12 protein-coding genes are annotated in these 15,091 nt (G+C 43.3%); 7 read left to right on the plus strand and 5 right to left on the minus strand.

Going from position 1 to position 15,091, the window contains the following annotated elements:
- Window positions 1-22: 22 nt before the first annotated feature.
- The 3 genes from L6C30_RS07350 to L6C30_RS07360 form a co-directional block, all read right to left on the minus strand.
- Window positions 23-958, minus strand: a complete 936-nt coding sequence (locus tag L6C30_RS07350) for a tRNA-dihydrouridine synthase (RefSeq protein ID WP_236162759.1) — start codon at window positions 956-958, stop codon at window positions 23-25.
- A 169-nt stretch (window positions 959-1,127) separates the two neighbouring features.
- Window positions 1,128-1,388, minus strand: coding sequence for a hypothetical protein (locus L6C30_RS07355; protein WP_171066665.1), 261 nt, complete (start codon window positions 1,386-1,388; stop codon window positions 1,128-1,130).
- A gap of 572 nt (window positions 1,389-1,960) precedes the next feature.
- Window positions 1,961-2,770: an inner membrane protein YpjD gene (locus L6C30_RS07360; protein WP_236162760.1), complete on the minus strand. Its 810-nt coding sequence runs from the start codon at window positions 2,768-2,770 to the stop codon at window positions 1,961-1,963.
- Window positions 2,771-2,909: 139 nt separating this feature from the next.
- On the opposite strand from L6C30_RS07360, the gene ffh reads away from it, so the two are divergent.
- Both ffh and L6C30_RS07370 read left to right on the plus strand, forming a co-directional pair.
- The gene (ffh, locus tag L6C30_RS07365; protein WP_236162761.1) at window positions 2,910-4,316 is read left to right on the plus strand and encodes a signal recognition particle protein; all 1,407 of its coding nucleotides are present in this window, start codon (window positions 2,910-2,912) and stop codon (window positions 4,314-4,316) included.
- Window positions 4,317-4,490: 174 nt separating this feature from the next.
- Window positions 4,491-5,057, plus strand: a complete 567-nt coding sequence (locus tag L6C30_RS07370) for an alpha/beta hydrolase (protein WP_236162762.1) — start codon at window positions 4,491-4,493, stop codon at window positions 5,055-5,057.
- Here L6C30_RS07370 and L6C30_RS07375 read toward each other — a convergent pair.
- Together L6C30_RS07375 and L6C30_RS07380 are read right to left on the minus strand one after the other, a co-directional pair.
- Complete coding sequence (locus tag L6C30_RS07375; protein WP_236162763.1) at window positions 5,044-5,802, minus strand: type III pantothenate kinase; 759 nt, start codon at window positions 5,800-5,802, stop codon at window positions 5,044-5,046. The two genes, L6C30_RS07370 and L6C30_RS07375, sit on opposite strands and share 14 nt — an antisense overlap.
- Window positions 5,799-6,566, minus strand: coding sequence for a biotin--[acetyl-CoA-carboxylase] ligase (locus L6C30_RS07380; RefSeq protein ID WP_236162764.1), 768 nt, complete (start codon window positions 6,564-6,566; stop codon window positions 5,799-5,801). The genes L6C30_RS07375 and L6C30_RS07380 overlap by 4 nt, the downstream gene beginning before the upstream one ends.
- Window positions 6,567-6,594: 28 nt before the next feature.
- Between L6C30_RS07380 and L6C30_RS07385 the strand changes: the two genes are divergently transcribed.
- The 5 genes from L6C30_RS07385 to ligA all read left to right on the plus strand — a co-directional run bounded on the left by L6C30_RS07385 (window position 6,595) and on the right by ligA (window position 15,078).
- Window positions 6,595-7,404, plus strand: coding sequence for a sulfite exporter TauE/SafE family protein (locus L6C30_RS07385; protein ID WP_070152947.1), 810 nt, complete (start codon window positions 6,595-6,597; stop codon window positions 7,402-7,404).
- Between the two features lie 234 nt (window positions 7,405-7,638).
- Complete coding sequence (locus L6C30_RS07390; RefSeq protein WP_178319268.1) at window positions 7,639-8,334, plus strand: GntR family transcriptional regulator; 696 nt, start codon at window positions 7,639-7,641, stop codon at window positions 8,332-8,334.
- Window positions 8,335-8,344: 10 nt separating this feature from the next.
- The gene (gene smc / locus L6C30_RS07395; protein ID WP_236162765.1) at window positions 8,345-11,809 is read left to right on the plus strand and encodes a chromosome segregation protein SMC; all 3,465 of its coding nucleotides are present in this window, start codon (window positions 8,345-8,347) and stop codon (window positions 11,807-11,809) included.
- A 1-nt stretch (window position 11,810) separates the two neighbouring features.
- A complete protein-coding gene (locus L6C30_RS07400) occupies window positions 11,811-12,860 on the plus strand; it encodes a cell division protein ZipA C-terminal FtsZ-binding domain-containing protein (protein ID WP_236162766.1) in 1,050 nt (349 codons plus the stop codon).
- 181 nt (window positions 12,861-13,041) lie between these two features.
- Entirely contained in the window at window positions 13,042-15,078 is a 2,037-nt protein-coding gene (ligA, locus tag L6C30_RS07405) for an NAD-dependent DNA ligase LigA (protein WP_230244018.1), read from the plus strand.
- Window positions 15,079-15,091 lie beyond the last annotated feature (13 nt).

Genomic DNA, 15,091 nt, shown 5'->3' on the forward strand with positions numbered 1-15,091 from the left:
TTAAGTCTGATAGATTCACTGTTTAAGTCGTGTGCGCGACCAATTTTTCAATGATTTCATCGAGTTTTTTCAGACGTTTGATTTCATCCCATAAAGCTTTGGCTTCGGGATAATGTTTCGACATCATACCAAGCCATTGTTTATAACGGCCTAGCATCCCAATTTCAGTTTTGGCAGGGCCGTGAATAAAGCGAATTTGCAGTTGCAGCAAATCTTGCCAACTTAGCAAAGGTCGGTCTGAATTTTGACGAATACATTGGGTCAAATCTGGGGTGGTGACTGCACCACGACCAATCATTAAATCTTCACAGCCCGATTCTAATTGGCATTGTTTGGCATCGGTATTGTTCCAAATTTCGCCATTGGCGATGACGTTAATCTTCAATGCTTCACGAATCGGGCGCAGTTGATCCCAAAACGCAGGAGGTGTATAGCCATCGGCTTTGGTGCGGGCGTGTACTGTGACCCATGCTGCGCCTGCATCTTCAATGGCGTGTGCATTTTCTAGCATGAAGTTCCGATCCATATAACCTAAACGCATTTTGGCGGAAACAGGAATGTGAGCAGGAACGGCATCGCGCACGGCTTTCACTAGCTCATATACCACTTCGGGTTCATCGAGTAAGACTGAACCGCCTCGATGCCGATTGACGGTTTTGGCAGGGCAGCCAAAGTTCATATCAATCGCAGGAGCGCCCATAGCCGCAGCTTTGGCTGCATTGGCTGCTAACATTTCAGGATTATTTCCTAAAAATTGAACATGCACAGGTGTACCTGCCGCAGTTTTGCCGTTGGTGAGTAGTTCTGGGCAATAGCTGTGGTAGGTATGATCTGGCAGAATGCTGTCTGTGACCCGAATAAACTCTGTCACACACCAGTCAAAACTGCCTACAGACGTGAGTACATCACGCATGATGGGGTCGGTTAAGCCTTCCATGGGTGCAAGAATTAGTTTCACAGGATGCTACCAGCTCAAACAAAAGTGGAGTTATACGTTTTTTTATGGAGGATGTCTAGGAAAAGGGTTTTGAATTGTTGTAGAGTGAGATAAGGTTTTAGCCTTTATTGTTGTTGTTTGTTTTGTGTATAACCACCATTATGTTAAATCGGCCTTGGAAATATCTGAATTATAAATTGTTATTTCTAGATAAAAATTTCTGTTGCTTCCACTTTTGGATAGCTAGAGCACCAATGATTGGCATCCATGGTAAAGTTAATATTGTAATATTCCACACATAAATTCGGATTGGAATAGAGCCTTCAGAGTAAAATACTTCCCACCAAATAAATTCCAAAAAGAAAATCATGACTAAAGTAGTTAATAGAATACTAAATATAAATTTTATGTTATTACCACAGAATTTTGAAATGATTAAATCAATAATCATGAATATCGCAAGAAAAACTACATGACCTATTAAAAATCCAATAATGACAATAATAGGTGAAATCAATGTGATGAAAACGATTCCTAAGGTATATGAATTACTTGCATTAGTAGGAATTTGAGGACTACATAAGTCTCTAATAAATATATAAATAACTATGGGAAGGAGACCTATACAGATCCAAAAACTACGGTTCATAAATAAATAAATTTGAGTATTAATATAATTTTTATCAAATAAGGTTTTAATAAATATGATGAAACCAATAATAATTGTAAAAATACAGATTGTTATAATCAAAAATTGCTTTCCTTATTATTTATTTATGCTTTATCTCTATGACTGTTAAAAGATAGTCAAAAATTTAATCCCTCTTTTTCTGACTAAAATTATTAGCGGAATATAATTTAGCTTATCTAAAATTAACATAATACAGCTTATACGTAATGCTATTTTTTATTATATTAATCATAATCTTATCGTTCGGTAAAAGCTCAAGTACAGATACTTGGGCTTTTTAAATAATTTATCATGTTCCACGCTTTTAATGAGGTAAACTGAACAAAAGAATATTACTTCCCCAAAATCATTTCCAACACAAATTTAGAACCAATAAAACCGAGCGCCAACAAAAAGAAACCAATAATGGTAAAGCGAATCGCTTTTTGTCCACGCCAGCCAAACTTATAACGTCCAAGTAATAATGCCCCATAGACAAACCATGAAATTATACTAAAGGCAGTTTTATGCGCTAAATGCTGTGCAAAGAAATGTTCTATCGTAAAGAAACCAAAGCCTAGTGCGACTGTGAGTAAAGCAAAGCCTGCAATCAACATGTCAAATAGCAAAGATTCCATATCTTGCAAAGAGGGTAGTAAATTGACCCAAACTCGACGCTTTTGTTTGTTTTTGAGTTCGCGGTTTTGAAACCACATTAATACGGCATGAATGGTCGCCATCAACAATACGGCATAAGCAGACAGCGACAAAATGATATGAATGTCTAAGCCAATCGAGTTTTGGTTGATAAATAAATTATGTTGGCTGAATGTAAAGCCTGTAATTAAACCCACTGCGGCTACAGGAATACCAATCAAATTCAGCGCAATCACAGGCCGGTAAGTACTAAACAACAAGCTCAATAACAACATTAAACCTGAAGTAAATGACATCAGGTTAAATACGTTGTAATTGACACCCATCGGCGTCCACATATCGTTATACAACACGGCAGCATGCAGCAATAAGCCCAAACTGAGCAGAGAACGAATAAACCAGTGATTTGGCGCACGTTTAGACATTAAATGTGAAAATAAATACCAAAAAGAACTGGTATAAGCGATTAATGCTAAAATCGTATAAACCAAGGGGAGACTGATCATGTCAAACCTTTTTCAGGATGATGAATATTCATTTATATAAATTCGATGCGAACTACAGTATCCTATAGCATCTTGTGCATAAATTTTCTATTTTAAAGAAACATTTTTTTGCTAATGGCTATTTTAAGCGGAATTTGCAATGTTTGATACCTTAACAGAACGACTCACGCAGAGTTTAAGAAATGTTACTGGCTCAGGGCAGCTAACCGAAGACAATATTAAAGATACGTTACGTGAAGTACGTATGGCACTTCTTGAAGCCGATGTGGCGTTACCTGTAACTCGTGAATTCATCGCGAAAGTTAAGGAAGAGGCATTGGGTCAGGAAGTGATGACTCAGTTATCGCCTGGTCAGGCATTCGTTAAAATCGTTTATGACGAATTAACCAAAATGATGGGCGAGGCCAATGAAAGCCTTGACCTAGCTGCCAAGCCACCAGTTGTGGTGTTGTTGGCAGGTTTGCAGGGTGCGGGTAAAACCACTACTGCAGCAAAATTGGCACGTTTCTTACAAGAACGTCAAAAGAAAAAAGTGGCGATGGTGTCTGCCGACGTTTACCGTCCTGCAGCGATTAAACAGCTACAAACAGTTGCTGGTGAAGTTGGTGCAATTTTCTTTGACTCGAATGCCAATGAAAACCCTGTAGATATTGCCATCCGTGCTATCGAACAGGCAAAAATTCAGTTTGCTGATGTTTTAATTGTCGATACCGCAGGTCGTTTGCATGTCGATGATGACATGATGGACGAAATCAAGGCATTACATTCAGCGATTAAACCGACTGAAACCTTGTTCGTGGTGGATGCTATGACGGGGCAGGATGCGGCAAATACCGCCAAAGCCTTTAATGATGCCTTGCCATTAACGGGTGTGATCCTGACCAAGACTGATGGTGATGCACGCGGTGGTGCAGCACTTTCAGTGCGAGCGATTACAGGTAAACCAATTAAATTCCTGGGGATGGGTGAAAAACTCGATGCCCTAGAGCCATTCCACCCAGAACGTGTTGCACAACGTATTTTGGGCATGGGTGACGTGCTGTCTTTGGTCGAAGAAGTTGAACGTAAAATCGACAAAGAAAAAGCCGAAAAAATGGCGAAAAAACTGCAAAAAGGCGGTAGCTTCAACTTTGAAGATATGTTGATGCAGTTTGAACAAATGAACAAAATGGGCGGCATGATGGGCTTCCTGGACAAGTTGCCTGGCATGAGCAATTCAGGTATTCAAGATGCGATTGCACAAGCCAACCCTGAAAAGCAAGTGAAAAAGATGGAAGCGATTATCCAGTCGATGACCATTAAAGAACGCCGTAACCCAGACCTGATGAACCCAAGCCGTAAAAAACGTATTGCTGCGGGTTGTGGTATGGAAGTAGCGGAAGTGAATAAACTCATCAAGCAACATGCACAAATGGCAAAAATGATGAAAAAATTTGCCAATCCATCGGGCATGGCAAAAATGATGAAATCATTGGGCAATCTGCAAAAGCAGTTTGGCGGTGGTGGCGGTATGGGTCCGCTGTTCGGCGGTAAAGAACCGAAATAGTATGGAATTCAAAGCATCAAGGCGCCGGGTGCGCCTTTTTGTTGCTCTCCATTTTTAAACTATTCAGGCGAGCGTGCTGCGGTGATCTTTAAGAAAACCCAACAGACGCTTACCCAAAAGCCGCGCTGTTTCGGGCACACTGATGTGCATCAGGAACGAACAGCGAGCACAACAATGGCACAAATTTATGTGGTACATGGTTATACCGCCAGTCCAGATGAAAACTGGTTTCCTTGGATTCAGGAGTATGCCGACCAGCAAAAAGCCAGTCTGAAAGTGTTAAGACTCGATCCATCGCCTACGCCAACCCTGGAAGTGTGGAAGCGGCAAATGGATGAGCAGGTCGATGAGATTGACGAAAACACCATTTTCATTGCTCACAGTCTGGGCTGTATTGCTACTTTGCACTTTCTGACCAAAAAACTGAAAACCCAGAAAATTAAACAGGTGGTGCTGGTGGCCGGCTTTAATGGCCGTTTGGGCCGGCTGGACGAGGTCAATCCTTTTATTGATGCCTGTAAAATTGATTTTGACTTGCTAAAGCGCCAAATTGCGCATCGGGTTGTGATTTACTCGGCTGGCGATGACCGGGTACTGCCAAAATTTAGTCTAGAACAGGCGCGCAGTCTGGATGCAAGGATTATTGAGGCACAGCATCAAGGACATTTTATTGACTCTCAAGGCTGTACCCAACTGGTGGAAGTCTGGCAGGCGATACTGCCTCATATTATTGTGGAATAAGCCGTCTAGGCTCATTGGCCGTGGAGCAATGCTGGATGTAGCGCTGCAAACCTTTCAGCAATAAATCTTGCTCAACTAATGGTTGGTAATGTTGCAAGAATTTGGCAAACAGGGGTGCATCACCACCGGTCAGTACAAGTTGACGCGCAGATTGCTGCATCACATATTCAATACTGCTGAGCAGCCCCAGTAAAATGCCATGATGCACAGCATCCAGGGTATTGGTGCCGGGACTTAGGTCATCAAAGGCTGCTTCTGGAATCCGGATGCCTTTGGTGTGCTGAATTAACGAATCACGCTGCAAATATAGGTTGGGCAGAATATAGCCCCCCAGATGCTGATGGCCTTGGGTCAGATCAATGGTCAGTGCGGTACCGCAGCTAATCACGCATAAATCTTTGTCGGCTTCAGCTACGGCCAATACCTGCAACCAGCGGTCAATTCCGAGCTGCTGAATATCATAGCCACAGCTCAGGTTGGCATATTCGGCCTGTACTCGGGCAAAAATCACTGGAATATTCAGGGGTTTTAAAATCTGCTGAATCCGTTCATTATTTTTCTGGTCCTGAACAGAAGATACCCCAACATGGGTCAGGTTCAGGCTTTTAAAATGCTGGATCAGGCCCAGCAGTAAATCGGCTGGAGATTGAAGATGTAGTTCAGCGGCATGCTCTACAATCTGCTGATGTTCGGTAATCCAGTATTTGAGTCGGGTATTACCAATATCTAACCATAAATTTTTCATGAAGATGACTCGGCATGATCGATAGGGCGTAAACGTCCCTGATAAAAAATTTCAAGTCCTTGTACCGTTTCAATTTGTACCGCGCCATCATCCTGAATGCCTAAGAAAGTACCCTGACAACTGCCTTTAAAATGTTTAAATTCAACTTGTTGTTGCATAAATGCGGCATGATGATTGAAGCGGGAGGCCAAATTATAACAATCATGATTAAACCAGTCACAGGCTTGTTGAATAGCAAGATAAAGTTCTGCAATCAGGCGCACACGGTCAATAGATACTAAGCCTAGTTCGGTCAGCGATGTGGTTTTTTGATCAATAACGGGTGAGCTGACAGGAGCAAGATTAAGCCCAACTCCAACTATGACTTGCTGTGCAGAAATTGGCTCAATTAAGATGCCGCCCCATTTGCCCTGCGGGCTGTATAAGTCATTTGGCCATTTTACTTGTAAATCCAGCGCTTGTAGACTTGGCATTTGCAAGATATTTAACGCAACTTCTAAAGCTAAACGCCCATTTACAGGTATTCGTAAATTTAGCAATGTGCTTAAATAGATGTTCCCTTCGGGTGATACCCATTGCCGTTGACGTTGTCCTCGACCATGCGTTTGTCTGGTACTACACACCAAGACACTCTGCACACCTTTTTGTGCAATTTCCCGTACATCATCATTGGTGGAAGTGGCAATCGGCTTCAGGATGAGTACTTCTGGAAGCTGTCCTGCATCTGTGAGTTGTTGTTGCAGTTGTCGGGTTTCTACATCCATACGAATTTACACATAGTGGAATATATTTATGGAGTTAATCATATATTTATTGATTGGTGCAATTGCTGGATTTGCAGCAGGGCTGTTTGGCGTGGGCGGCGGCTTAATTATTGTGCCAATTTTATATATTGTCTTCACTCAACTCAATTATGACCCATCGGTGTTAATGCACATGGCGGTTGGGACATCGTTGGCAACCATTATTGTAACTTCGATCAGCTCGGTTACGGCACACCATAAAAAAGGTGCGGTGATGTGGCCTGTATTTCGTAATCTTGCACCGGGTTTAATTGTGGGTGCATTTGTTGGTGCAGGTATTGCCGATTTCCTTTCGGGTCAGGGTTTGCAGTTATTGATTGGCGGTTTTGCACTGTGGGTGGCTTTTAAGATGTTTAGAGGCGCAAATATTGCGGTTGATCCTTCACATCATTTGCCTTCAACAGCCAAGCAAGTCATGGCGGGAGGTGGGATTGGCATTGCCTCTGCAATTTTCGGGATTGGCGGTGGCAGTTTAACCGTGCCGTATTTAAACCGTTATGGCGTGGTCATGCAAAAAGCGGTAGCCACCTCAGCTGCTTGTGGTTTGCCAATTGCGGTGGCAGGGGCACTCGGGTTTATGTGGTTTGGTCAGCAAGCCGAAATTACAGTACCCAATACCATTGGCTATATCCACATTTATGCGTTTATAGGCATTAGTGTGATGAGCTTTATTACTGCCAAGGTCGGTGCAAAAGTGGCGCATTTGTTATCGCCAGCAATGCTGAAAAAATGTTTTGCCTGCTTGCTCACCACCGTTGGGTGTTATTTTGTTTATCAGGGCATGCGAGTATTTTTCTAAGTTGAGTCGCTGCTTTTTTGTTTTAAGCTGTGTTTTTTTTAAGCCGGGTAAAATTGGCTCTAGCGCCATCAAATTGTCGGACAATGTCATGGCGTTGTGAGCTGTTTCGCAGTAAAAAGAAAGATGCTTGTATCGGAGCTGTGCTTGCAGTCAAGGGATGATCTTGAGATGTCCTCAATGAGTGTGGCTCTGAATTCTCATCACTGCATCTTATAAAAACAAGATAGGAACAGTATGCAACAACAAGAATCAGAAAGTTTATCGGAACAAATTGCCCGCCACATCGCAGAACAGATTATTAGCGGTGATTTGGTTGAAGGTGAACGTATTCAGGAATTGCGTATTGCCAAAGAATTGGACGTCAGTCGTGGTTCGGTGCGTGAAGCGTTGTTGTTATTGGAACGTACCCATCTCATTGAAATTTTTCCGCGGCGCGGCGCGATTGTGTCGGAAATGTCGGCCCAGCAGGTGCGTGCCCTGTTTGATACCTGCAGCCTGCTGCTGGGGCAGATTGTACAGCGCATTGCAGAAACCTGGCGCCATCATGAAATTGAACAGCTGCAAAAGCTGATGGAGCAGATTGAGGCCGAATACCGGCAGGGCCATACCGAAAAATTTTATGATCTAATTTTTCAATATCTGGCGCAGCAGCCTGATATGGTGGGAAATTTATACTTAATGAAGTTCTATCAAGAGTTATTGCCATCGTTAAGACGCAGTTACTTTTTGACCTTAAATACTTCGCGTCGGGAGTTACAGGAATCTTTTGAATTATTTAAACTGGTGAGTGATGCAATTTTAAGCAGAAAATCACAACAAGCCACTTTATTTATGGAAGATTTTTGCCGACACTTGCGCAACTTGGTGTTGGAATCTCTGACCCGTATGAAACAGATCGAGCTTGCATGGGCAAGACGTTCACGCCGTTAATTGGGACATTATGCGTTTAAGCAGTTTAAAACTTTCTGGCTTCAAATCTTTTGCCGACAGTACGACCTTACATTTTAAAGCCAACCGTACCGCTGTGGTGGGGCCGAATGGTTGTGGTAAATCCAATGTGATTGACGCCATTCGTTGGGTGATGGGCGAATCTAGTGCGCGCCAGTTGCGTGGCGGCAGTATGCAGGATGTAATTTTCACAGGAACTGCCAAACGCAAACCTGTAGGTGTAGCCAGTGTTGAACTGCGTTTTGACAATACCTATGGCAAATTGGGCGGTGCTTATAACGCCTATAATGAACTGTCGGTACGTCGGCAGGTCAACCGTGATGGTAAGTCTGAATATTTTTTAAATGGAACCAAGTGTCGTCGTCGTGACATCACCGATATTTTTCTGGGTACAGGTTTAGGCCCGCGTTCTTATGCAATTATTGAACAGGGTATGATCAACCGTTTGGTCGATGCCAAGCCTGAAGAAATGCGAGTGTTTATTGAAGAAGCGGCAGGCGTATCACGTTATCAGGCGCGTCGTCGTGAAACTATGCTGCATTTGGATCACACCACGCAGAATCTGGCGCGTTTGGAAGATATTGCTTCGGAACTAAAATCGCAGCTGAAAACCTTAAAACGTCAGTCAGAAACAGCAATTCAATACAAAGCGCTCGAAAGCGAAATTCGCACCATTAAAGTCGAAGTGTTGTCTTTTCAGTGTGAACAAAGTGCACGTTTACAGCAAGAATATACCCTGAGTATGAATGAGTTGGGGGAAAGCTTTAAATTAGTGCGCTCTGAGCTAAGCACTTTGGAACATGACTTAACCGCAACCAGTGAGTTATTTCAGCGTTTAATTCATCTATCGACACCGCTACAGCAAGAATGGCAACAGGCAGAAAAGAAACTGGCTGAACTGAAAATGACTTTAGAACAAAAACAAAGTCTGTTTCAGCAAAATACCGCGACTTTATCGCAACTCGAACAACAAAAAGCACAAACCAAAGAGCGTTTGCAGTTGATTGAATTGCAGCTAGAGAGTCTGGTTGATCAGCAAGAAAATCAACAGGGAAATCTACAGCAGCAAGAGCATTTGACACAGCAGCAGAGTCAGCAATTTCAGGATTTAAAAGCGCAGCAGCAAACCCAAGCGGCACAATATGCCCAAGTCAAAGCGCAAGTAGAACAGCAACAACAAAAGCATGTGCACATGCAGGCGCAAAGTGAGCAACTGGCGAAAAACATCAGCCGTATTGAACAGCAAAAACAAACCCTGACACAGCAGTTTGCACAAATTCAGCCGCAAGATCAGCAAGAGGGAATGCAACAACTGCAGGACGAAAAAACCCGCTTGCAGGCTGAAATGCTGACACTAGAACTGAATATTCAAGACAGCACTCAGCAACTCGCCACGTTGCAGGCAAGCTATAATGAGCACAAAGCGCAGTGTGCGACCTTAAAATCTGAGATTCAGATTTTGCAGTCAGAACAGAAAAACCTCAATCAATTGCTCATTAAGCAAAGTCCAAAAAAACAAGCCGATGTGGTGCAGTTGATGCAAGTATTACAACTTACAGAGGTGGCGAAACCGCATGCCAATTTGATTGAAAAGTTTTTGGCTAAATGGCTGTCTGCGCAGGTGGTAGAGGCAGATACTGAATTTCAGGACAGCCGCGCACGTCAGTTAAAAGTCCAAGTGACGCTAGACTCGCAAACATCGAAAATACAGCTTTCGGGGTGTGAGTCCCTCAGTGACTGGATTGTGTCACCGCAAAGTAGTTTGTGGCAAAGTGTCGCAATTACAGAAAGTTTATCGCAGGCTTTGGCATTGCAAACGCAACTGCAGGCAGGGCAATCCATTCTTAGTTTAGATGGTTATCATGTGGGGCCAGATTGGGTCATCGGGCTGTTTTATGATGAAGCCGCACAGGCGGGGCAAGGGGCGCTGAGTCATCGGATTCGCTTGGAGCAAATTGAACAGGCGTTGGCGCAGCACCTGCCACAATATGAGCAAGCAGAACAGCAACTGCCTGAATTGCAGCAACAAGTACAACAGTTACAGCAGCAATTGCAGCAACAACAGCATCAGCTCAAACAGCAGCAGCAAGCTTTGCAAACGCTAGATGTACAAATGGCGAAAGCTGAAAGTGCTGCACAGGCTTTTGCGGTGCAGAAGCAACAATTACAGCATCAATTGGCACAATTAGATGAACAGCTCGAAGAAGATGCCATGCAAAAAGATGATCTGGAAATTGATTTACATGCTTTGGCTTTTAAACTTGAGCAAGCTTTACCGCAGTATAAAACCTTGCAATTTCAGGTCGAGCAGTTGAATGAACAACTTGATAGTTCACAGCAGCAATTTCAGCAGCAACAACAAGAAGTGGAGCTGTTACGCCGTCAAGCGGTACAAACTCAGCAGCAAATTGAGCTGTTAGAAAAAGATGCCACTTTCTTAAAAGCACAATATCAACAAATTATGGCGCAAATGGAACAAGCCAAAAAGTTTGTCGATCCTGTTCAGTTGGAATTACCTGCTTTGGAAACTCAGTTTTCAGAGCAGCAGCAAGAGACTGAAAAGCTGCAAAAAACTTGGCAGGAATGGCAAGTGGAATTGCACAGTGTCCAATCCAAGCAGCAGCAACTGACCGAACAGCGGCAGCAGCAACAGCAACAAGACGAACAATTACGTGCCAAACTTGAAGAAAAACGCTTGGCATGGCAGTCGGCAAAGTCAGACTATCAGCATTATTCTGAACAGTTGAAAGATTTAAACAGCGAGATCATCACAGGTTTGCAGATTGATGTTGCCTCGCATCAACAAAAACTGCTGAAAGCACAGCAGCAGTTTGATAAATTGGGAGCGGTCAATTTAGCAGCTTCGGAAGAATATGAAGAAGTCACCGCTCGTTTTGCAGAATTAAGCTATCAAATTGAAGACTTACAAAATACTGTTTCGCAGTTGCAGGCGGCAATGAAAAGTATTGATCAGGAAACTCGTAAACTGTTTATGAACACCTTTGATCAGATCAATACCGAATTGCAGGAGCTGTTTCCTAAAGTCTTTAATGGCGGTGAAGCCAGTCTGAGTTTGGAAGATGATTGGCAATCTGGGGTCAAATTGATGGCGCGTCCACCAGGTAAGCGCAACAGTTCTTTGGCCTTACTTTCAGGGGGCGAAAAAGCCCTGACAGCTTTGGCTTTGGTTTTTGCAATCTTCCGTTTAAACCCAGCGCCATTTTGTGTGCTAGATGAAGTTGATGCGCCGTTGGATGATGCCAACGTGGGACGCTTTTGTAATTTAGTAAAAGAACTTTCTGAACAAGTGCAATTCATTTACATTACACATAATAAACTTGCTATGACGATGGCAACCGACCTCTTAGGTGTTACCATGCCTGAACCGGGAACCTCAAAATTAGTAACCGTAAATATAGAAGAAGCCGCAGAATACGGCCTAGTCGCGGAGGCATAATATGGAAATCACCACAATCGTTGGAATTGTCATCGCTATTGTGATCATGGCGTTTGGTTTGAAAATGATTCTCAAAAAACCTACAGATTCAGCACCGTCATTGGATTCTGAATTGCAGTTCAATGAAGATTGTCAACAACCGATTATTCCACGCCATGTACGAGACCAATTGCAAAGCGACGCTAAGCCACCACGTGTGGAGCCGACTTTAATAGCAGATGACGTTCCACCAGAGGCGGTTACCAAGTCGGAACCGCAGGCTTTAACAGATGATATTGTAGCTTCTTCAAATACGGAAACCGACAAAGTTGAACCGAGTTTGCAGGCAGATACAAAAACTTCTGCGCTTGATCCATCCGCTACAGTATCGAAATCTGAAGCAGAACAAGATACGCCAACGCCGACAGCTGCAACTACAGAATATTCATTGTCGGATGAAATTCAGCAAGTGATTGCAGAAACGGAACCGAATGCAGAGACTGCTGAGCAAAACAAAGCTTCGACTGAATACAGACTGAATCAACACATTGAAACTGCAAAAATTTCTGACTTTAATGAAGAAAGTAGCATTTTAGATTCACACTTGCACGAACAAAAAATCATGGATGAAGAAAGTGCCTTAGCAACAGCTGAATCTTTTATTGCGCTGAATATCTTCCCTGAACGTCGCATACTTTCGGGCGATAAAGCCCTAAAAGTATTGATGAAATACGGTTTACGTTTTGGTGAAATGTCATGTTTTCATCGTTATAACGAAGATGGCACCAAATTATTATTCTCGGTTTTACAAATTAATGATGAAGGCGCAGATGGTTTTGATTTAGAAACCTTATCGACTGAACAAGTCAAAGGTTTGGCGTTCTTCCTCGCTTTGCCGCATAGCGATGTGCAAAATGCCTTTGACACCATGGTTAGTATTTCGGGACTGATTGCACGTGAAATTGATGGAACGGTCTATGACCAAAACCATTTGGAATTTACCCCACAATTACGCGAGCACTGGCGTCATCAGGCAATCGATTATCGTGCTGGTCAAGCAAGTCATGCTTAAAATTACGATCTCGCACTTGGTGCAAGCTGTTTTCAAGTGCTGTGTAATTGAACTGAGTGCAGCTAGATAAATTGCAACTTTACAGCTGCATTTTTATAATGTGCAGCAATACAAGCGGTAGCATACGCTACATAGAAAAATTGAAGGGCGGAACAAGACCGCCTTTTTTTATGGTGGAAATATGTCTGTAGATTTAACTGTCGTGGCGCAAATGCGTCAATTGATTCAACTACTTGCCAAGCACAATCATGCCTATTATGTGATGGATCAACCGACAATTGCAGACAGCGAATATGATCAGCTTTTCCATCAACTCAAAGCGTTAGAGCAACAGCATCCAGATTTAGTACAACCCGATACACCGACCAATAAAGTCGGTGGCACCCCTTTGGCGAAGTTCACTACGGTTAGGCATGCCGTACCCATGTTGTCTTTAGGCAATGTGTTTAATCAGGAAGAATTATTTGCTTTTGCAAGACGTGTCGAAGAGCGTTTGCCTAATCAAAATATTGAATACGATGTCGAACTTAAATTTGATGGTTTGGCGATTTCACTTTGGTATGAGCACGGTATTTTAGTGCGTGGTGTGACCCGTGGTGATGGGGAAACTGGGGAAGATATTACCCACAACATTAAAACCATCCGTAATTTACCTAAAGTCTTGACAGCAACAGAAGCTGCCATTCCTGAACTTTTGGAAGTGCGCGGTGAAGTGTTGATGCCAAAACTTGGTTTTGAGAAACTCAATGCGGCCAATATAGCAAAAGGTGAAAAAACCTTTGCCAATCCACGTAATGCAGCAGCAGGAAGTTTGCGTCAGTTAGATCCAAATATAGCGGCATCACGTCCTTTGGCATTCTATGCTTATGGCATTGCGCAATGTGTGCCACCTCATGGACAAAGTACCATGTCCGACAGTTTGGCATGGTTGGAGCAGTTTGGCTTTGAAATTGGTGAACGTCATTTTGTCTGTAAGAGCATTCAAGAGGTTCAGGCGGTCTATGAGCAAATTAACCTTGAGCGTCCGAATTTAAGCGTTGAAATTGATGGCATGGTGGTTAAGGTCAATGATTTGAAGCAACAACAGCAATTGGGTTTTTTAAGTCGTGAGCCGCGCTGGGCGACTGCCTATAAATTCCCTGCAGTAACAGCTTTAACCACCATTGAGAATATTGATTGGCAAGTGGGGCGCACAGGTACGTTAACCCCTGTGGCACGTTTAAACCCCGTTTCCGTAGGCGGTGTGACGGTATCCAATGTTACGTTACATAATATTGGTGAAATTCATCGTTTGGATGTCCGTTTAGGCGATACGGTCAGTGTTTACCGTAGTGGAGATGTGATTCCCAAAGTTGAAAAAGTCTGGCCTGAATTTCGCCTTGCCGATGCACAAGAAGTGCATTTACCTAAACAATGCCCTGTGTGTGATTCACCTGTGGTGATGCCTGAAGGTGAGGCGTTGGCGCGTTGCTCAGGTGGTTTGTATTGTGCTGCGCAGCGTATTGAAGCGATTCGTCATTTTGTATCGCGTAAAGCCATGAATATTGAAGGTTTGGGGGATCGTTGGGTGGAGTCATTGCTGCATTTGAACTTGCTGCAAAATGTGGCCGATATTTATCATTTACACGAACACCGCGACACCTTGCTCGGCATTGAAAAAATGGGTGAGAAGTCGGTTCAAAACTTGATTGACTCAATTGAAAACAGCAAAAAAACCACGTTGGCAGCATTTATTTATGCCTTGGGAATTCGTGGTGTTGGCGAAACCACCGCACGGATGCTTGCCAATACGTTTCAAACTTTAGAGGCTTTGCGTGACGCTGATTTAGAAGCATTAAAGAAAACTCCAGATGTGGGAGATATTACCGCAGAATGGATTTTGGACTTTTTCCAAGCGCCGCATAATTTAGAAGTGTTGGATCGTTTATTGGCGGCAGGCATTCACTGGGATGCTCCAATTGCACCGACACGTCAGCCTTTGAATGGCGAAAGCTGGGTGATTACAGGGACCTTGAGCCAAATGGGACGCGATGAAGCGACTCAGTTGTTGCAGGCTTTGGGTGCACGGGTGAGTGGCAGTGTCTCGACTAAAACCAAATGTGTCGTGGCGGGTGAGAAAGCAGGCTCAAAGCTAGAAAAAGCCGAAAAGTTGGGTGTACAAGTTATGAATGAAGCAGAGTTTATTCAGCTGATGCAGAAATATGGTGTACTTGAATAAACAGCATCCATAC

This window comes from Acinetobacter sp. KAM396, assembly GCF_021602765.1.
GTDB classification, from domain to species: Bacteria; Pseudomonadota; Gammaproteobacteria; order Pseudomonadales; family Moraxellaceae; genus Acinetobacter; species Acinetobacter towneri_A.